Source organism: Methylocystis parvus OBBP (genome assembly GCF_027571405.1).
Taxonomy (GTDB): Bacteria; Pseudomonadota; Alphaproteobacteria; order Rhizobiales; family Beijerinckiaceae; genus Methylocystis; species Methylocystis parva.
Genome location: NZ_CP092969.1, coordinates 1 through 19541, shown reverse-complemented (window position 1 = coordinate 19541; position 19541 = coordinate 1). Strand labels below are relative to the sequence as shown.

Annotated in this window: 18 protein-coding genes; 4 read left to right on the top strand and 14 right to left on the bottom strand. The window is 60.5% G+C overall.

Going from position 1 to position 19541, the window contains the following annotated elements:
* Positions 1–36: 36 nt before the first annotated feature.
* The 6 genes from MMG94_RS19790 to MMG94_RS19765 all read right to left on the bottom strand — a co-directional run bounded on the left by MMG94_RS19790 (position 37) and on the right by MMG94_RS19765 (position 7002).
* Positions 37–1050 carry a hypothetical protein gene (locus MMG94_RS19790; RefSeq protein WP_016919140.1) on the bottom strand — a complete coding sequence of 338 codons (1014 nt, stop codon included), beginning with the start codon at positions 1048–1050 and terminating at the stop codon, positions 37–39.
* Positions 1051–1126: 76 nt separating this feature from the next.
* Positions 1127–2233 (bottom strand): ABC transporter substrate-binding protein, encoded by a 1107-nt coding sequence (locus MMG94_RS19785; RefSeq protein ID WP_154420380.1) that lies wholly within the window; start codon positions 2231–2233, stop codon positions 1127–1129.
* Between the two features lie 62 nt (positions 2234–2295).
* Complete coding sequence (locus MMG94_RS19780; protein WP_244415262.1) at positions 2296–2742, bottom strand: TonB-dependent receptor domain-containing protein; 447 nt, start codon at positions 2740–2742, stop codon at positions 2296–2298.
* 2 nt (positions 2743–2744) lie between these two features.
* Positions 2745–4580 carry a TonB-dependent receptor gene (locus MMG94_RS19775; protein WP_026016127.1) on the bottom strand — a complete coding sequence of 612 codons (1836 nt, stop codon included), beginning with the start codon at positions 4578–4580 and terminating at the stop codon, positions 2745–2747.
* A 150-nt stretch (positions 4581–4730) separates the two neighbouring features.
* The gene (locus tag MMG94_RS19770) at positions 4731–6203 is read right to left on the bottom strand and encodes a nitrogenase component 1 (protein ID WP_244415254.1); all 1473 of its coding nucleotides are present in this window, start codon (positions 6201–6203) and stop codon (positions 4731–4733) included.
* A 619-nt stretch (positions 6204–6822) separates the two neighbouring features.
* Entirely contained in the window at positions 6823–7002 is a 180-nt protein-coding gene (locus MMG94_RS19765; protein WP_016919143.1) for a hypothetical protein, read from the bottom strand.
* Between MMG94_RS19765 and MMG94_RS19760 the strand changes: the two genes are divergently transcribed.
* Both MMG94_RS19760 and MMG94_RS19755 read left to right on the top strand, forming a co-directional pair.
* Positions 6920–7909, top strand: coding sequence for a sigma 54-interacting transcriptional regulator (locus tag MMG94_RS19760; RefSeq protein WP_270111537.1), 990 nt, complete (start codon positions 6920–6922; stop codon positions 7907–7909). The genes MMG94_RS19765 and MMG94_RS19760 overlap by 83 nt on opposite strands.
* A 439-nt stretch (positions 7910–8348) precedes the next feature.
* On the top strand, positions 8349–9983 hold the full coding sequence (locus tag MMG94_RS19755; RefSeq protein ID WP_016919146.1) for a recombinase family protein: 1635 nt from the start codon (positions 8349–8351) through the stop codon (positions 9981–9983).
* 89 nt (positions 9984–10072) lie between these two features.
* Here MMG94_RS19755 and scpB (MMG94_RS19750) read toward each other — a convergent pair whose 3' ends face one another.
* From scpB (MMG94_RS19750) to MMG94_RS19735, 4 genes are all read right to left on the bottom strand, one after another.
* Positions 10073–10420, bottom strand: a complete 348-nt coding sequence (scpB, locus tag MMG94_RS19750; RefSeq protein WP_016919147.1) for an SMC-Scp complex subunit ScpB — start codon at positions 10418–10420, stop codon at positions 10073–10075.
* A gap of 410 nt (positions 10421–10830) precedes the next feature.
* Positions 10831–11799: a LysM peptidoglycan-binding domain-containing protein gene (locus tag MMG94_RS19745; protein ID WP_270111491.1), complete on the bottom strand. Its 969-nt coding sequence runs from the start codon at positions 11797–11799 to the stop codon at positions 10831–10833.
* 107 nt (positions 11800–11906) lie between these two features.
* Entirely contained in the window at positions 11907–12596 is a 690-nt protein-coding gene (gene scpB, locus MMG94_RS19740) for an SMC-Scp complex subunit ScpB (RefSeq protein ID WP_016919149.1), read from the bottom strand.
* Positions 12597–12623: 27 nt separating this feature from the next.
* Positions 12624–13727, bottom strand: a complete 1104-nt coding sequence (locus MMG94_RS19735; protein ID WP_154420378.1) for a DUF1403 family protein — start codon at positions 13725–13727, stop codon at positions 12624–12626.
* Positions 13728–13923: 196 nt separating this feature from the next.
* Here MMG94_RS19735 and MMG94_RS19730 point away from each other — a divergent pair, with 196 nt between their 5' ends.
* Positions 13924–14967 (top strand): tyrosine-type recombinase/integrase, encoded by a 1044-nt coding sequence (locus MMG94_RS19730; RefSeq protein ID WP_016919151.1) that lies wholly within the window; start codon positions 13924–13926, stop codon positions 14965–14967.
* 39 nt (positions 14968–15006) lie between these two features.
* Here MMG94_RS19730 and MMG94_RS19725 read toward each other — a convergent pair whose 3' ends face one another.
* Positions 15007–15285: an integration host factor subunit alpha gene (locus MMG94_RS19725; RefSeq protein WP_051001098.1), complete on the bottom strand. Its 279-nt coding sequence runs from the start codon at positions 15283–15285 to the stop codon at positions 15007–15009.
* A gap of 138 nt (positions 15286–15423) precedes the next feature.
* Here MMG94_RS19725 and MMG94_RS19720 point away from each other — a divergent pair, with 138 nt between their 5' ends.
* Entirely contained in the window at positions 15424–15690 is a 267-nt protein-coding gene (locus MMG94_RS19720) for a WGR domain-containing protein (protein ID WP_016919153.1), read from the top strand.
* A gap of 50 nt (positions 15691–15740) precedes the next feature.
* Here the strand turns inward: MMG94_RS19720 and repC are convergent, their stop codons facing one another.
* The 3 genes from repC to repA all read right to left on the bottom strand — a co-directional run bounded on the left by repC (position 15741) and on the right by repA (position 19541).
* Complete coding sequence (gene repC, locus MMG94_RS19715) at positions 15741–17072, bottom strand: plasmid replication protein RepC (protein ID WP_040579049.1); 1332 nt, start codon at positions 17070–17072, stop codon at positions 15741–15743.
* 193 nt (positions 17073–17265) lie between these two features.
* The gene (gene repB, locus MMG94_RS19710; RefSeq protein ID WP_016919155.1) at positions 17266–18333 is read right to left on the bottom strand and encodes a plasmid partitioning protein RepB; all 1068 of its coding nucleotides are present in this window, start codon (positions 18331–18333) and stop codon (positions 17266–17268) included.
* Positions 18330–19541 (bottom strand): plasmid partitioning protein RepA, encoded by a 1212-nt coding sequence (gene repA / locus MMG94_RS19705; RefSeq protein WP_016919156.1) that lies wholly within the window; start codon positions 19539–19541, stop codon positions 18330–18332. The genes repB and repA overlap by 4 nt, the downstream gene beginning before the upstream one ends.

The window sequence follows — 19541 nt, the reverse complement described above, 5'->3', positions numbered from 1 at the left end:
CTTGAGAGACCCTATTGGTCGGATCATGTTGAGCGCTCAAGCGTGAACGCTCCTTTGACATCGGTCCCGCCAGGAATCGCGATAGGTCAATGGAGCGACCGCGCAGCCGGCGGCCTCCGCCACATCGCGGGGAATTTCATGCTGCACCAGCAGCGCGATATCGCTTTTTTCCTTCCCCGCCAAATATCCATCATGAAGGATTTCGGTTGTGGCGGCGATATAGCCAAAACCGGGAGGAATGCTCACCCGCGCCACGGGATAATCGGGGTAGGCTTCCATGAAGGCGTTGGCCATCAAGCCTTGCATGGGGCAGTCGCGGTCCATAAGCATGGCGTGGACATCCTTTGGCACGCAGTCGGAATGGCGCGTGGCGATCGCGCAAAGCTTTAAGTTGATAAAGATGAAATGCCGGACCTCATCGCCTAAATTAAAGATGAAACGAGACCCGTTATAGCTCCGTCTCATTTGAAGCCAGACATTACCGCCCCAATGGTCGATATGGAGCCCGTTCCAGCCGCGCGATCGGAAGCCCGTCGATGAATTCCGGCCGGGAGGATTGATCCGCACGAATGATCTGAAACCAATTGGATGCGTTTTACAAAGCTCGGCGAAAATCCAATCCTGGACGGCGTTCTTGATATCGCTCAAGGCTGGCTCACGGAGTTCCGTCGCTCCGGTCCTCGCGACTGTCGTGTTTCGACCGGTTGCGACCTCGCTCTCGATACGAAGACGCGCGAGCTTGAAAAGCGCATCCGGCAATCGGCAGATTTGTACGGCGCCTTGCAGCGCTTCACGATCGGCGTCGCCAACGAGACAGCACAACTCCTTATCTGTCAATTGCCGCCAATCGTCTTTGGGCTGATATCGCCCATAAAGATCGGTTTGCGGAGTCTCGCGCGTCACGTTTCGCCAGTTTCGGCCCGCCAGAGGCGCCAGGAGATCAAACTGGCTCGCCTTTTTAATCTCGACGCCGGAATTGATCCGCAGATATCGCTCCGGCGTCCAGTCGTCGACGCCCCATAGCAGCTTGACGTCTTCCAACAATTCCATTGACCGGATTTCCTTTCAGCATCCGAAACTTCGTGATCGGAACTTGAATTGAACGCGACGCGGGCGGACTCCCAACTCACTGTGACGGATCGCCGCTCGCGGCGAAGCGCTCATAGCCATAGGATGTGCGATTGGCGGCTATCGCGAGGAGTTCGTCGACTTCGTCCTCAGTCAGCCAATAGCCATATGTCTCGATATAAACGGATTTGAAGGCGTCGCGTAGTTTGACTTCGAGCTCGGGATGGAGGACCTCTTGCAGCCATTCAATGACCAGTGGATCAAACACAGGGTCAAGGAAAATGGGCCAATTCGGTTTGCGATAGACCTTGCCCTCGCGAACCGCCCGGATCATCCGCCAGACTGGTTCCGCTCTCAGGCTCTGAATTGTGATCGGCTCGTCGACATCCCCGTCGATCAGTATGACGTCGGGATCGAGCGCCGCGACGCTCTCCATCGAGAACCAGCTTGCGACATTGGCGCGCACGACATTGGCTGCTCCTGCTGCCTCAAACCGCTCATTGAGATAGTGGGTGCGCCCGATAATCCGTTGATAGCTCGCGGTTGCCCTGAGTATCATCACGCTCATGGCTTTTCCTGCTGTGTGCGAGCGGCGCTGCGACAGAGCGGAAACATTCGTCCTATGGCTTTCAAGCAGCCGCCGCGATCTTTCATCCTGGCCCGTCAGATTAGTGAGCAGCTTCCAGAGTTCCGTTTGGGGCCGAGTGTTGAGACGAATGAAATCTGGATACGTAGCGGCACCGAAGGCATCCGCCTGGTAGGCCCAACCAACGACAACGTCGGGCCGAAGACGCAATATTTCCTCATAGCTCGGTTTGCCATCTCCACTGACTCGGTTCAGCTTCTTGACTCCGGGAAAAAGCCGTTGAAACAGTCCACTGGACATGCTTCCACGCGCGAACTCGGTGGCGCCGATCAACTCATCCACGCCTTGCGCGAGCGTCGCAAAGGTCGGCATCACGTTGGCAGTCATGACGACGCGTTTCGGAGGATCGGCGAAGCCGTGCTCGCCGCCCGCCATGTCGGTGAGATGCAATGCTGCTTCCTTCGGCGCGCGCTTTGGCGTTACTGGCGGTAGGACCGCCAGAAGCAGCGAAAAGGCGGAAAGAAGCAAAAGACCGAAGAGGCCCGCCTGATCGTACTCTCGGCGCGCAAGAAGGCGCATCTTCGTGTTTCCTTTGTTCAGTTTTATCCTTGCTCCGGGCAAGAAGGCATTTTCGGTCCTGCTCAGAACTTCAACTGCGCCGAGACAGCGAACGTCCGTGGAGTTCCCAAATAATTTCGTGTGATCCAATAGTCCTTGTTGAAGAGGTTGGATACGTTGAAGCGCAGGATGAACTCCTCGCCCAAGGGCAACCTCTGGCCGAGAAATTCGGACGTTCGATAGCGGAAACCTGTGTCCACCGTGGCGAAAGACGGCAGATATTCCGTATTGAGCAGGTCCACCGCCTGCTGTCCGGTGAAATAATAGCCGCCAGTCAACGTCAAGCCTTTCGTGAAGGGCAGGTCATATTCCCATGTCACTTTTCCGGTCGTCCGAGCGATCTCCTGGGGGACCTTGCCATTAATAGACGGGCGCGTCGCCGATGTCCGGCTCTGCGTGACGCGCGGATCGAGCAGCGTGACGCCTCCGAAGAGCCTTAAGCCTTCATAGAGATTGCCTGTGAAGGTCAGCTCTATACCCCGATTGTGCGCTGGCGACCGTCCTGCACAAGGGTGTAGGTGCCGTCATTATTGTACTGCGCATATTGCAGCGCTTGCTCGATCTGAAAGAAGGCCGCTGTTAGAAGCATGCCGCCGACGTCCGCTTTGGCGCCGACTTCATATTGGCGCCCGACAAAAGGCGGCAATGTCTGCCCCGCATTCGTAAATCTCATCACGCCAGTAGTTGAAACAGTCGCTCCGCTTTGAAGCGACTCGCTGTAAGTGCCATAGGTTGAAATCCATTCGACCGGCTTAAAGATCAATGAAGCGGTCGGGGAAAGACGGCCCTGATCGTAGGAAGCCGTAACGGCGCCCGTCGAGTTGTTGAAATTCGTGCCATGCAGCCAGGTATAATTGCCGCCGACGAGAAGCGACCATTGCTCATTTAACTTGATGTCGTCGCCGATAAGCGCATTTTTATTGTTGCTGTATGTCAAGGTCCTTGTTGGGCCAAAGCCTGTCTGGATCCATCCCGGTTCGGCATAGTACACGGGCGGCATCCAATAGCGTAATCCAGTTAGCGTCTTAGTGCCATTGTTCGCGGGGTCTCGGGCACTTCGATAATCGTTGCCATAGAATCCGGCCGTCAGCTTATGATGGATGAATCCAGTGTCGAAGGCTGCGTCCAGGAAGGCGTAACCCGAATTGCCATATTCGTGACCATTTCTGTTGTAGGCAGTCACTTGGGTATAGGCGAGACTGGTGTTTAAAACATTATTGTTGGAATACACGAATTCACGCGTCGTGTTCATCGTATACATATAGGAGGCGCGCGCCGTGAAGATTTCATTGATTCTCCAATTGAAATCGAGACTGAATCTGTCTCTTTGAACGGTGAAGGACGTAAATGGCTGGCCATAAAATACCGACGCGTCCGGGGCGCCCGGGTGACGGACACTGCTCGAACCGTCGGCGTTGACCGGGAAGTTCCAGAACGGATCGACTCCGCGAATGTTGTAATCTGCGTGGGATGCTATGCCGGTGACGGTCAGGTCCTTTGTAGGACGCCAAGAGAGCGCCGCCGTGAGAACGTCGCGCTTGATGCTCTGCTTGTCGACCGAGGTGTCGCCGCTTTGACCTACGATGTTCAGGCGGTAGGCGAACTTCCCCTCCTTGTCGATCGGGCCGCCGAAATCCCCATGCACAAAGGCTGAGAGTCCACCGTAATTACCGACCGTGACATCGGCGAGAGGTGCGTCCGTCGGCCGCTTATAGACATAGTTGATGAGACCGCCAACATTGGCCGGGCCGTATAGGAAGCTCGTCAGGCCGGTGTAGATTTCGACGCGTTCCTTGTCCTCAAGCGGGGCAAGGGCGAAGTTTTGAACGCGCATGCCGTCTTCCGCGCGTCCGTCGGCGTTCGCAAAGACAAATCCGCGCAATTTGAAATTCGCTTCGCCGCCGCGCGCGCTCGTGGTTCGGAGCTGGATGACGGGGCTGATCTTGTAAATATCGTCAGACTGCCACGCCAATCGGTTCTGGATCAATGGAGCCGATATGACGTTGACGGAATAGGGAATGTCGAGAATCGGCTTCTTGCCGAAAGGACCAAAATTGGTCGCGGTCTCGGGCTTGTAACCCGCGGCTTCACTTCCTTCTGTTGGTTTGCTCCTTGCGGCGGCCCTTTGACCCGATCTCTGGCCTCGCGCAGGAGCGCGATCGCTCGGCGCGACGACGGTGATATCAGGGATCGGCGTGACACCTTGCGCATAAGCGGATTGCTCGATCGTGAGCATTGCAAGCGATCCGCATCCCAGCCGAAGGAAATGCGTGATCGCGCTCGTGTTCAAGAGGTGCTGTTTCATCATCCTGTCCCGTCCATCGAATTTGCTGTCGCGCGTGAGGGCCTAATCGCCGAGGCGCAGATTTGAGGCGCAGTTCATCCTTGACGCCCGACCGATGTCGGCGCCGCATCAAGGTCTGAACCGTGTGTGAGAGAGGAAAAGCGCGTCAGGTCTTCATTGTCCGCCTCCGGTCGCCCAGGGCGATTTGATGAGTTTCAACCACGGCGCATTCAATTCGCGATTAAGCGTTTCGGCAAATTTGGCGAAGCCGTCATAGGCCCAGTAGGCGTTGTGCGGCGAATTGCAGAACAAGGTGCGCGGCAGGGTTCTTTGCCCGCGCTTGCGCCACTCATATTCATCGCGCCCATAGGCGAGCACGAGATCGGGCTTCGCTTCGGCGATGTACGACTCTATGGCTCTCTCGCGCGGTTTGTCGGGATCGCAAACGAGACTTGGCTTGCGCCATTTGCCGGTCTTGCCCGTCCATCCGCTTGCATTGCCGATCCTGAAGCCCAGCAAACGATAGGGTTCGAGCTGTTCGTCGGTCATCGGGTAAAAATGCGCGACAAGCTTGCCCTGAAGCCGGGGACGATAGCGCGCGACGATCGCCTCGACCTTCGCCCGATTGGCGGCGATGACCTGCTCGGCGCGCGCTCTCACCTTCCAATCGAAACTGGCGGCGATCGCTCGAAGCGATGCGTCCGTCGCCGACGGCCCCGCGAAGCAGGTCCAGACTAGCGGCAAATTGAACCATTGCCGCAGCAACTGCGCCGCGCCGCCAGGGAAATAGTCTGACGGAACATCGAGCTTCGGTGCGAAGCCGATAACCAGCTTGCATTGGCCGATCCGCGCCATGTCGCTCGTGGAGGAAGCGGTGAGCTCGTGGAAAGGATTCAGGCCGATTTCGCGGAGAAGCTTGCTCAAAACCCAGACGAGCCCTGTCGCCTCGCGCGAAAAAGGCAAGGCCACGTCATAACGCGTCGACCGCAACGGCCGCTCTTTCCTGACCGCGGCTTTCAGCCCGGACGCGGTTTCCACCGCCCAGGCCCGATCGGATCGTATGGATTCGCAAGAGCGCGAAAGAACGGGCTTGCCCAAATCCCTCGACTTCTCCTTGGCGACGCCCTTTGGATTGGCGTCAACGAGCGCGATGGGGTCTTCATTGAGAATCACGGTTCCGCGCGCGAGCGGGAACAGGCTTTCCAATTCGTCGAGCGCCCTGGCGAGGCGCGCATCGCCGCCGTCTTCGAGGTTCGGCGTCCTTAAATCCGTGCAAGCGTGGAGTTCGGTGAAACTCTCGACTCCCTGAACGAGGCCCGGCGCGCTCAGGCGCGAAGCCTGCGTGAACGCTCCGCAGCCGACAGGGCCATGGGCGAGCGCGATCGTATCGAGATTGCTTCCCCAGCCCGAATTGCTCTCATGAAAGAAAGAGCCCAGACAATGGGTGAGCTTGCCGGCATATGGATGCGCGCCGACCGGAAGTTCGGGGATGAGGTCCGCCGAAAAAGTTTTCGGCGGACGCGGAACCAAACCGACGGCTTTCGGCTTTCTACCGCGTGCGTCCTTCTTGTAGACGGGCGCGTCGCTCGGGCTGTTGGTTGCTTCGCGGAGATCGGGTTTGAGGGCGGCCGCATGCGACAAACCCACCTTTCCGGCGGCAGGGCCGGTACGCCAGCGTATGGCGGCGCTTTTCGGCCGCTTCGGCAGTAATGGATTAGGCGAAGTAGTGCGCACGCCCCAGCCCTCAGCGCAGTTCTATATAAGGTAGATATATAGCGTCATGGGCCGCCAAGCTCGTCAATAAGTTTTTATTTGTCGCATTTCGCTGTAGTGATTGTCGTGTTCACGACAGTATAATTGCTGCTTTCCGACAGCAGGGAACGCCTCTAGAAGCGGCATTTGTCGGGAATTTCTGCGTTTATTAGCTGAAGCTGTCGGCACTAATGGGATATTTGCGCCTATGGAAAGTTCATATTGAACAATATCCGGCCTAGTTCGGCATCCGCCACAAAGCGGCCTTGATTTCCGCGCCCATTTTTGCGCCGGGCGGGCTCGATGGCCGCCGTTTGCCATGATTTGTGAGTCGCTCGTTAAGCTGTTGTATTTTAATTAGATTACAATGATCGTCTCTTGTCGGCGGGAACCGACGCGGGCTTGCGCCCCGCTGGCCTCTCTTTCGTGAACCGCAAAGCGTGTCGTGGAGACGTCATCCCTGTCGCAAGTGCGGCACAGAGCTTGCTGCGACTGTCGTAGACAGGACACAACATTAGGCATCAGGAACGGTGATGAACGCGCTATCCGCCGCGCGCATGGATATGTCTATTCTTGGAAACAGCGCGTCGATCCGGGCAATTACGAAGAAAATCGGCTCGATCGCCAGAACACGAGCGGCTGCGATGTTGCTGGGAGAAGCCGGCGTCGAGAAAGACGCCGTCGCCACCGCCATTCACCAATTATCGCCACGACGCAACGCGCCCTTCCTTAAAATGAGCTGCGCCGCGCAGTCGGAATTTTCTCTCGCGTCCGAACTCTTCGGCCATGAGCGCGACGCCTTCCCCGGCGCGATCAGTCCCCGCATGGGTCTCCTTGAATATGCGCAGGGAGGGACGCTCTTTCTTGACGAGATCGGCGAGATCACGCCGGCCATACAGGTGAAGCTCCTGCACGCGCTGCGTGACGGCGAATTCAGGCGCGTCGGCGGGATAAACAAGATGAACGCCGATATCCGCCTGATTTGCGCGACCAGCCGCGATCTACAGCCCGCAGTGGATCCGCGCCTGTTCAACCCGGACCTTTTTTACCGGCTCAGCGTCCTGCCGATCTTCATTCCGCCTTTGCGCGAACGCAAGGAAGACATCCCTCTCCTCGCCAATGAATTTCTTCGACGATTCAATGAAGAGCAAGGCTCGCGCCTCGCGTTTACGCAGACGGCGCTCGATTTCCTGAGCAAATTCCCCTTTCCCGGAAACGTCTCCCAGCTTGAGAATTTCGTGTTTCGCGCCGCGACTTTTGCAACCGGCGACGAGATTGGCGAGGAGGATTTTCATGGCGTCTCGGACAGTCTCTGGGCGACCGCCTTTCCTTCCGCTGCGCCCGGCGCGCCATCACCGTCAGCGAGCATTGAGTTGTGGAGTGGCGCAACGGCGTCGCAATCCTCGACATCCGCCCCGCGCCTCGACGTCGCCGACAGCGCGCCAGAGGAAACGGACGAGCGATCGGACCGCGAGAAATTGATCGACGCCATGGTCGAAGCCGGTTGGGTCCAGGCGAGAGCCGGGCGTCTGCTAGGGTTGACGCCGAGGCAAATTCGCTACGCGCTGCTCAAACACAATATCCCCCTCAGGAAGTTTTGAGCCTTTATTGCGCGCGAGCCTGAGGCGACCCTTTCGATTTCACCAAATCCGCTCCGTGGTATCGATTGCCCGAAAACGATCTGAATGACAGAGTCCATCCGAATGGCGCCATTTTTCTGATGCGACATATGCAAACCCAGCCTTTTATTTCGCTATGGCTTCTAATCTCACGAACGTAGACTTGGAGCCCTTTCATCCAACTTCCGGCGCTCGCATGATGAATGCGTGACACGACGAACAGACATAAGCAGTGAATGCGGGAACGATCGCCACGTATCGTCCAAAGATCACGCGACGCCGTTCGAACTTTCTCTGATACGTTTCGTCGAAGCCCTTGCGATCGCGGACGCGAGGCGCGATCATCTCGCTTCAAGCGCTCCGTTCATCCCACAGGCAACTCCCGAGCGGACGCGGACATTGCAGGCGGGAGCGTCGACCCATGACTCGCGCGGTCATCTACGCAAGATTCTCGACTGAACTCCAGAGCGAGAAATCGACTGAAGACCAAATCGCACTCTGCCGCGCCTACGCCGCACGAATTGGGCTGGACGTCATTGGCTCTTACGAGGACAAGGCGCGCTCGGGAGCTTCCATCTTTGGGCGAGACGGTCTTATGCGCCTCATGGACGCCGCGCGCGATCGCGCGTTCGAGGTCGTTATCGTCGAAGCCCTCGACCGACTCTCCCGCGATATGGAGGACTTGGCCGGCATTCATAAACGGCTGTCCTTTCTCGGTGTCGAGATTCACGCTGTCCATGACGGCACGGCGGACGCCATCCTCGTCGGCCTCAGAGGGCTGGTCGGGCAATTGCAGCGCGAGGATGGCGCGAAGAAGGTCCGACGCGGGATGGCCGGTGTTATCCGCGAAGGTCGGCACGCGGGCGGGAGGGCCTACGGCTATTGCCCGGTGCCTGGCCGTCGGGGAGAGTTGGAGATTGTCGAAGAGGAAGCCGAGATCGTTCGGCGGATCTTCGCCGCTTACGCCGCTGGCCGGCCGCCACGGGAAATTGCCGGCGAACTCAATCGTGACCGTATCGCGCCCCCGCGCGGGACGCGGTGGAACGCGTCGACGATCAACGGCAACGCGCGGCGCGGCAATGGTCTGATTTTCAATGAGCTTTATGCCGGTCGCATAGTCTGGAACAAGGTGCGGATGGTTAAAAACCCGGACACGGGCAAGCGCATTTCCCGCCCGAATCCGCGTGACCAATGGCAGGAGATTGCGGCTCCCCACCTGCGGATCGTTGATGAAGGAACCTGGAAATGCGCCCAAGCGCTGAAAGCGGAGAAAGCGCGGCTTTCGACGAATGTGAAGCGCCGGCCGGCGCATCTGCTGTCCGGCCTCCTGCGCTGCGGTTGTTGCGGGTCCGGGATGTCGGTTCATGACCGGGACAAGACCGGAAAGACGCGCATTCGCTGTTCAGCCGTGAGGGAGAATGGAAGCTGCTCCAACCGGCGGATTCTCTACCTCACTGACGTAGAGGAAGCCGTCCTGAAAGGCATGACCGAGGAGTTGAAGGATACGCGACTGATCGAGACCTATGTCCGCGCCTACAATGAGGAGCGCAAACGTCTCGCCGCAACGGCGATTTCGAGGCGGACGAGGATCGAACGGCGGCGCGACAGGTTGGAGGCGGAGCGTCAAAGAGCGATCGACATGCTCATCAAGGGCGTGCTTCGCGAGGAAGAAGGGCGCGCCAGATTGGATGAATTGAGAGGCCAAGTTCTGGAAGCGGAACGCGAACTATCCCAGGTGGGGGAAACCCCGCAGATCATCGCCCTGCATCCGGCGACGCTGGACAGCTATATCGCGACCGTTGACCGGCTCGCGGCGGTTCTGACGGAACATGCGGCGGCGGAGGACGATCGTGGATCGCTCGTATCCACTTTCCGCGCGCTCGTTCACGGCGTGACCGTTCACCCCAAGGCGCCGAGGGAAGGCTTCCAGGTCGAGGTCAAAGGCAAGCTTGCCGCCCTCATCGGTGGCGCAGCGTTCCCCCAGGCGAAATATAGTGGGGGACGCGTGGTAGCGGAGGAGCGACTCGAACCCCCGCGAGGTGGTCGATGCGTGTGACGCATTTGTAGCGCCATCAATCGCGAAAAATCACATCGGAGCATTGCACTCGACGGTCGGCCCATCCAAGAAGTCGACCGGTCCCGACCTCACTCGTCGCTGTCGGCGGAGTCGACGTTCCATCGGGGATCGAGAACGTTGTCGATTTCAAAATTGATCCCGTCGTCCTGGAAGCGCTCGAGTTCGGGCAGTTCGCGGAGAGACCCAAGCCCGAAAGCCTCTAGAAACCTCCCCGTGGTCACCCAGGCGGGGGGCGCGCCGGGTTCGGGGGCGCGGAGCGCCGCGGCGATGAGGCCATGACGCTTCAACGCGCCCAGCACGTCGCGGTTGATCTCACGGCCAGCGAGGCGGGAGAGTGCGGCGCGGGTCGCCGGCTGCAGATAGGCGATCCCGGCGAGCGCCAGCATTTCGGTTTGCGTCAGCGCCGGCGGCGCCATTGTTCTCGAGGTTGACGAGCGCAAGCTTCAGTATTGACACTGTCCCTTTCCGCCACATCGCGTTAAGGCTGCGGCCGTCTCGCCCCGCCACGCCGAGGAGCCCTGCCCTGTACCCACAAAAAGACAGCTCGCCGCATGACGGCGAGCTGCCGATCGAAATTGCAAATGCCGCTTTGAAACGGCCGCAGAGTATTCCTTTATCAATCGTTAAGGAAAGCTTCGAGAGAAGGCCGCGGCGGTTTCCTTCCGAGAAAGTTTACGGTGGGTCTTCGTTGCGCCTTACATATTTTCCCCAGCCCTCAGTTCCGCTCCAGCATCGACGCGAGCGCTTCGTCGAACGAGGGGCTCCGAGTCGGCAAAGCCGTTTGGGGCGGGCAAAAATTGCTCCGAAAACACCCTGCTCTGGATCGTCAGCGCGGGGTGTTGAGCTTAGCGGGACGGTCGGGCTCCGGCAAAATGATCGTGTGACCAATCGGCAGGCGGCGCGAGGTGAGGCCTGGATTGGCCGCCACGATGCGTCGCCAGAGCCGCGCGTCTCCATAGAAGCGGGCGGAGATCCCGGTGAGCGTGTCGCCCGGCCTGACGACATAGCTACGAACGTCGCGCCCGCTCTCGGGCGAACTGCTTGGGGGGGGATTTGCGCGGTGAGGGTTGGGGCCTTGCGCCGACGCAACCGGCTCTCCCGCCCTTTCCTCGGGCGGCGCAACGGGGCCCGACGTCACAGCTGAATCCCGCTCCGGAGCGCTTCGCGGCGGCGACATCATGAGTTGCATGCCCAGAAACATATAGGCCATCGACGCCGCCATGATGGTCATGCACATGTCGTCGAAAAAGGAATTCGGCAGGAGGGCCGCAGGGGCGGGGCCGGCTGTCGCGGGATGGAGCGCGCTGCGTGCGCCTCGGGCCGCCGCCTTGAGTCCCCAACCAAAGGTCTCAAGCGCAAAGTATAGGGCGAAGCCGTAAGAGATCGCCGGCGCCCAATCCGTCATGGGCGCCCACATGTAAATCATGGCGATTTGCTGCGCCAAGGCGAGAACCCAAACGCCCTCCACCGAGTCGCCGCGAAAATGCCGTGTGGCGAGCCACGCGAGGACGCCCGCCGAGGACGCGACATAGAGCGTCACCCAAAGGCTGCGCGGCGCCGCGACGAGGTCAAAAGCCATGGCGGCATACATGTAAAGCATGCCAACCAACATCACGAGGTGAACGCCATGCAGCGCGCGACACTCTGCGCATCCCCGCGCCAAATGAACACAATGGAAAATCAGCACGCCGCACAAAGCAGCGATCCATAGGACGGACGCCTGAACCGAGAGCATGTATTCGCCAAGGGACGCCATGACGATGATCTTTTGTGGGTCGCCGCTGCGTGGGGCCAAGTCGGCCGCCCGCCCGACGCGATCTCTATGTAAGACCTTAGCGGCGGACCATCGCCTTGGAAAGGAAGACCGGATTCGCCCGCCACGACACCGCCGCTCTTGATCTATCACTCTTCGAATGAGCCGCCGTCTTCCCCCTCATTGTCGGCGTCGACCATCGGCCAAAGTCGATCGAGCCTGCTTTCGTTGCTGGGGTCAAACCCCTCGTCCTGCAACCGCTCGAGATCGGGGAGCTCGCGCAGAGAGGCGAGGCCGAACGCCTCCAGAAACCGCCCCGTGGTCACCCAGGCGAGCGGCGCGCCGGGTTCGGGCGCGCGCAGCGCCGCGGCGATGAGGCCGTGGCGTTTAAGGGCGCCGAGCACATCGCGGCTGATCTCACGGCCGGCGTGGCGGGAGAGCGCGGCGCGGGTCGCGGGTTGCAGATAGGCGATTCCGGCGAGCGCCAGCATCTCGGTTCGGGTTAGCGCCGGCGGGCCGGCGTCTTCGATCCTGTCGCCATGCGCGAGTCGGATGGCCGACGCGAAACGCGGCCGCGTGCGCAGTTGATAGCCGCCGGCGACGAAAGCGAGCTCGTAGGGGCGCGCGCGCAACTCGGCCTGCAGATCGGCGATGAGGTCGTCGAGACGCGCGTCATCGCCGACGATCCGCGCAAGCGTTTCACGCGGGACTGGGCTTGTCGCGGCGAAGATCGCCGCTTCGATCCGCAGCATCCATTCGCGCCACCGCGCGGCGACAGGAAGGTCCGCGAGATCGCTGTCGAAGAATGCGTCGGCGTCGTTTCTTTTGGGGCGTCCCATGATTTTCTCGCCTTGGCGCTTTCGAGGTCAGAGCCCGTAGAGCCGAAAATTGGCGCGTCCGGAGAGTTCGCGTACGGTGCCGAGCTCGATCAGGCGATCGAACAGGCGCCGCGCGGCGCGGTCGGAGAGACCCGATTCTTTCGCGGCGCGCGCCGGCGTGACGCAATCATCTTCGAGCAACATGGCGACGACGCGCGCCGCGCCTTTCGCGCGCAGCTTCGGCGCCGCCTGCTGGAGCCTGTCCGCCCGCCGCGCCAGATCTGCGCCGAGCGCGTAGGCATCATGGCAGGCGAGCGCGAGGGCGCGCGCGTTCGCCTCGCCCCACTCGGGATCGCCAGGGCGCGAACGCCGGCCGTTAGGGCCGATGCGCAGCGCCGGATGATGGATCGCCGTCGCGAAAAGCGGAACTGGCGAGGCCCAGCCGAGCTCTTGCGCCAGCGTCGCGTCGGCGAGCCAAAACGCGACGATGTCGGCGTCGACGGGCGCGGAGTTTGTAACGGCCGACATCGCCGCGCGGCTGGCCTCTACCACGGCGAGGAGGGGCGTCCTGGGCTTCGATGCGCGGCGCTGCAACGCCTCGACGAGGCGCACCAACGCGGGTTCGTCGAGGCGCAGCAAAAGCAGCTCCGCAGCGACGGCGAGCGTCGCGCGGTCAAGTCGCACGGGCTGCTCGCCGAAGCGCCGAAACAGCCGGTGCAGACGCCCCGCTGGCGACGGCGGCGCATGGGGCGGCGCGAGATGCTCGGCGTCGCGCAACGCGCTCTCGTCCTCACGCAGCCGGGCGAGACGGGCGCAACTCGCCGCGGCCCGGAGCGCGAGGCGCCGCCGCAAGGCGCCGGCGTAGGCGGGTTCGGCGCCGTCTTCGCCCGCGCGCAAGAGACGGTCGAACAGCGCGAGGCCGGCGCCGGCGTGGAAGGCGGCGTCGCTCCTGCCACCGTCGGCGTCGGGAAGGCGCCCCCAATCTGGAAAAAGGCCTATTTCGCCAGGGTTTTTGGCGCCCGTCGAGAGCGCCGGCTTGCGCGCGCGGCGCGGCCTCCGGGGTGAAACCGGAGGGCTTTCGGGCGCGCGGTCGGGGACCGAATCGAGATCGAACATGACGGAGAGCATGCGGTCGAAACGGCGCTTTGTCACCTAATTTCGAACCAAATCCGCCGGCCTTGTCTTGCTCTAAATATGTCCGATAATGTGCGCTTATCGGACATGATTCGAAGCCCTTGGGTTTCCGGGTTGGAAGCCCTCTTTCGGACCCTTCCAAGCCCGCCGAGGCGTCGGATTTTTCTGTCCGAACTGCGCGAACCCATGGACCGAGCGCCAAAACGAGAACGAAATGGCCGATCCGGAAGACAATGATCGTGGCGGCCAACTGGCGGAACGGCCGTCCCCCCATCTCGCCGCGCTTTCCGAAAAGGCGCGCGACTACGCCCGCGCCGCCCGCGCGGAGAACACCCAGCGCGCGTACGACGCCGACTGGCGGCATTTCGCCTCCTGGCTGCGCCGGCAGGGCCTCGATCCCCTGCCCCCGGATCCGCAGACCGTCGGCCTCTATCTCGCCGCGTGCGCCCAAGGCGCGCCCGGCCGGCCGCCGTTGTCTGTTTCTTCGCTTGAGCGCCGGCTCTCAGGGATCTGCTGGCGCTATCGCCAGCTCGGCAACCCGCTCGACACGGGAGATCCCCATATCGCCACGGTGCTGGCTGGCATCCGCCGCGCCCATGGCCGCCCACCCGCCCAGAAGGAGGCGATCTTTGCCGACGAGCTGCTGGCCATGCTGGCGGTCCTCGACAATGACCTGCGCGGCTTGCGCGACAAGGCGATCCTCGCCATCGGCTTCGCCGGCGGCCTGCGCCGCTCCGAGATTGTCGGTCTCGATTGCGGCCCGGAGCAGACGGACGACGGAACCGGTTGGATCGAGATCGTCGGTGCCGACCAAAACGGCGGCGGCCTGCTTTTGACCCTCAATGGCAAGACCGGCTGGCGCGAGGTCGAGATCGGCCGTGGTTCCTCCCCTCTCACCTGCCCCGTCGCCATGCTCGAGACCTGGCTCAGCCTCGGTCGGATCAATCGTGGACCGGTGTTCCGACCTATCGCCCGCAAGAATGGCGGCGTCTCGCCCGAGCGCCTCTCCGACAAGCATGTCGCCCGCCTCGTCCAGAAAACGGCGCTGGCCGCGGGCCTGCGCGGCGATCTCCCAGAAGGCGAGCGCCGCCGCGCCTTCTCCGGTCACTCTCTGCGCGCCGGTCTCGCCTCCTCGGCGCAGATCGAGGAAGGCCATGTGCAAAGGCACCTCGGCCACGCCTCCCCCGAAATGACCCGCCGCTATCAAAGAAAGCGCGACCGCTTCAGGGTCAACCTCACCAAGGCGGCGGGGCTATGAAACCGCACCTGTCAGACAGGGATTGCAGGCGTCCGCCATCTAGAATTCAGCCGGTGGCTGATTGAGCAGGGCGATCAAGCCAGGCGCCGCTTTGAAGGTCAGAACGCGGCGCGCGACGATCGGCGCGGGCGTCTTCGTCTTTGGGTTGCGGCCGACCCGCGGGCGCTTGCAGCGCACGTTGAACGCGCCAAAGCCGCGCAGTTTGACGGCTTCGCCGCTCACTAGCGTTTCAGCGATCTCCGCCAACACGAGGTCGACAAGATCAGCAGCCTCGCGCCGCGCCAAGCCGGCGCAGGCGTCATAGACAGCCGCCCGCAGGTCGGCGCTTGGCTATGATCTGTTGATTTCATTTCGTCAGTCCCCCTTGCGGCAGGATAGGAGGAAGGCTCCGAAGCGCGCAAACTGAGTAGGGAGATCCGCCAGCGCACTTCGAGCGCGCAGCGGCATCACCTTGCCTTGACCGATGTCCTGCAAGGACTCAGACTCGCACTCGTGCACGCCATCATCCTGCATCGCGTCGACCCGGCCAAGAACATGCACCGGTTCTATCGCCTCGATGTCGCGCCCGATCTTTTCGGGCGTTGGTGTTTAGTGGCGGAATGGGGACGGATCGGCCGGGCGGGCCGGCGGCGCATGGCCGCCTTTGACGACATTTCGCAAGCTGTCGAGGCTCTTGCCCGGCAGCGCCGCTTGAAGGAGCGTCGCGGCTACATCGCCCTATGACAGCTCGCGCGCCCAGGTCAATCATTGCCTCGAATCCGACGTGAAGAGCATCATCCAGCCCGCTTTCGCTCGCGCGCTGCTTTCGTGGCCTTACCGCGCAGCAGCGCCATAAGCACAGGCCCCAGCGAAAACTCCCCTGCCCTCGCTTTCGCGGTCAGAACGCGCAGATAACCGCCCGCGGATTTGATTTCTTCCCCGCGCTGCAGAATTGCGGCGATGACCACCGCGGCGTCGTGCTCACCCAAGACCTCGAGCGCCTGCGACCAGGCGTCGGGCGAAACGCCCAAAGCGGATCGCACTGTCCCCGCCGTCGTGATGAGATCCCGCCAGGAAGAAATCCCACTTGGCGCAAAGTCCAGGATATCTGGGCAGGCGTCGAGGACCATCCCGAGTGGATAGCTTCGCGTCGGTTGCGGTTTGACCTCCGATCTGGAGGGTTCGTTTGCATTGATTTCAGGCTCTGGCGCTGATGGAGCCCCCAAACCTCCGTTGTTCAATCCGGACGCTGCGCCCCTGCCTTCTCGAAGGCTAGGTTCAAGATCAGAAATGTTTGTGGTTTGATTCTGTATGTGCCGCTCAGGCTGAGACTCATTGGCAGTCATATTTTGGCGTTTTACGTGAGTTTCCAGCACACTGTTGATCTGGGTCGCAAGAGCGCCAAGTTCCGTCGCCAAGGCCTCCAGATCTGCCCGCGGCATCTTGCGGGACAGACGCCTGGCGAGCGCTTGGTAGTCGCCGTGACGAGCCTCCCAATCGCCCGGAATGCCCGCTTCCATGGCTGTCTCGATCATCTTGGCGATATCCCGCCGCGCCAGAGTGATTTTTTCGCGCAGCAGCGCCATGGTGCGGTTTTCGGCGCGGATCTCCTCGGCGAGATTCTCGATTTCGGCGGCACGGGCGACAAGTGGGGTGAGATCGAAGCCAAAGGCGTCCGCGATCTCGCCCCCCTGCCCTCGCCGCGCGAAACGTTTGCCATTGGGCGAGTCGCGCCGGATGATCAGCCCGGCCTCGACCAGCATGGCGATATGCCGGCGTAGCGTCGCTGGCGCCATGCCGTGGGCGCGGATCGACAGCTCCTTGTTCGACGGAAAGACGACGATCCCGGAGGCCACCTCAATTTCCGAGGCCCCCGCGTTCTTGTCGGGGAGCGTCAGCGCCGTCTCCTGATGAAAGCTCAGCAGCGCATGCAAAACCGATAGCGCCCGGTCGGTGACGCCAAGCGGTGCTTTTGCCTCCGTCAGCGCCCGAAACAGTCGCCATTTATGGACGACGGTTTCTGACGCGTCTGGGCGAGACGTGAATTCTTTCGTCGCCGCCTGGCTCGCCACCATGGCAAGCGAGAGCGATCGCCGCCCAAAGGGCGTCGTTGCTTGTCTTTGCATGACCTTTTGCCTCGTTCAGGCAAAAGAAATCTGCTCACCGAAATGGCGCCGACTCTTGACAGCAATTCGCGGAAGTGTGATTCTCTAGGTGCTAACTACGAGAAGGGCTTCCGGGGCGATGTTTCGGGGGCCTTTTTCTTTTGTCGGTTTCTCCTGCGTTGGTACTTTTTGACGCCACGCGAAACGCTCGCCGTCATCGACGGGATTTGAACTCCTCGTAAAGCGACTGCAATCGCTCGAGGATGAAATCTCCAAATTCAGGGACAACTCGACGGTCGATCGTCACCGAAATCTTTTCGGCGTTCTGCACAATTTTGGCGAATTTTGTGCCCTCAGCCGTCGTCCAGTTTTCAAACCGAGGCCGTTCAAGGCTCGGTCTCGCCACAGCGTGCGCCCGCCTAAACCGCTGATCGCTTTCGAGGGCGAGGAAGTCCGGTGCCAAAATCAAGGCTGCTACTGATTCTGCGACGAAGGGGTCGGAAAATCGCTCTGCGAGGTCAATCCATCCTCGTCGTCCGATCCCAAGCGCGGGTCCAATCGCGTTGACGACGTCCTCGGGAATTCGAGAAATGACTGAGAGCATGTTCGAAAGATCGCTCTTGTACACGGAAAGCGCGGTCATAATCGTATCGCGCTTGAATCCCCTCTCTTCCAAGCCGCGCGCGAATCTCGCCTTTTCGATGAACGACAAATCTTGTCGCTCATTGTTTTCCTGCCCTTGGGCGATGACGAGTTCGTCGTCGGAAAGAGCCTTGACGACGGCGCGAACGGTTCGCTGAAGCTCTAATGCAGCGCGAAGGCGGCGATGGCCATATGCAACCTGGTACCGCCCGATGTTATTCGGATGAGGGCGGACTAGAATCGGCACCTGTTGCCCATGCTCTCGAATGGCTTCAACTAATCGAGCGTGCGCCTCCTTACTCGTTGGCATACGATCCTTCACAAAAGACGGATCAATCAGAGTTGGATCAAGATCAACGACAGCCTGTCCCTCGGCGAGCTGGCGCTCAATTGCGGACGCGCGCTCGGACTGAGCCTTGAATTCGCTGAGCGATTGCCCTAGCGCGCCGACAGGTGCGGCGGCTGTCTTTATGAGCTCCGGAGCACCGAGAATTGGCCGAGACCTAAGTCTCGCCGCTCTAATTGGGTCAGCGACGGACTTGTCGTCCCCTGTGCGATCTTCGGATTTGACCGTCGCTTCGCTCTCGGCTGCAGAAGCTGAAGCAGGTGTCAAATTGGCGAAAAGAGCTTTTCGGCTCATGCTGCTCTCCCCCAAGCTCGACGGATCAAGCCTTCGATCTCTCCGTTGACCTGGTTCATGGATTCGATGGCGCGATCATAAGTCGATCGTGTAAACTGCTGTCTTTCAACCTCATACAGGGTTTGGTTCGTGATCGATGCGTCTGAAATCGCCGTGCTTTTCAGCATTGGATGAATGAGCACATGCTGCCCAAATATTGACCTCAGGAACGCGACCATTTGGTTTTGAGGGCCGTCGCTAGGTTCGAACCTTGTTACGAGGTAATTCATCCAGTCGTAATTGGTTGTCCCTCCCGCGTCAGCGACGACCTCCAAGAGGTCCCCCGTCATCGTTAGGAATTGCGCCATCGACAACACGTCCAGCATCTGAGGGTGTATTGTGATCAGAACTGCAGTTGCGGCACTCAACGCTGACAGTGTCAAATAACCAAGCTGCGGAGGGCAATCGATGACGACAATGTCGTACAAATTCTGGGCCTCAGCTACTGCTTGTGCGATGCGTCCGAAAAACATTAAATCCCCGGGGTCACGCCGCATTAGCGCTCTCGGCGTCTCGTGCTCAAATTCCATCAACTCGAGATGGGCAGGGATCAAATGCAGGTTGGGAATGTAGGTTCCTCTAACAACTTCGCTGATTGATCGACGATGCTCGTCGTATCGAATCGCGCCGTAAAGTGTCTCGTTCGGTCCTACGTCTAGCTCGGGCTGCGAACCGAAAAGAGCGGACAGGCTAGCCTGCGGATCGAGATCAATCGCAAGGACGCGGTATCCATGCAGAGCCAAGTACTGCGACAAATGCGCGGATGTCGTCGTCTTCCCTGATCCCCCTTTGAAGTTCATCACAGTGATAATCTGCAAATGCTCGCCATTAACCCGATGAGGTAGATAGCGACGATCCCCTCGGGCGCTCTGATCAAGAACGTGGCGGATGTTCTGAATGTCCTCCACCGAGTAAGACCGCCTACCGTTCGTCACCGTCGCGGCGATTCCCCGCCCCTCTGACGCAACCTGCCGCAAATAGCCCTCGTGAATTCCGATCAATTTTGCCGCTTCCGCGGGCGAAAAAAGGCGGATACTTTTTTCCGCGGAAGGAGGAAAATTGTTTCGCTGATGCGCCTGCAACTGCTCCGACAGATTCTGAGCGTGCTGCTGAATTAGCGTCCTCAGTTCTGTCCCTTGCGAAACGGGACTGGCGGGTTTGTGTGCCAT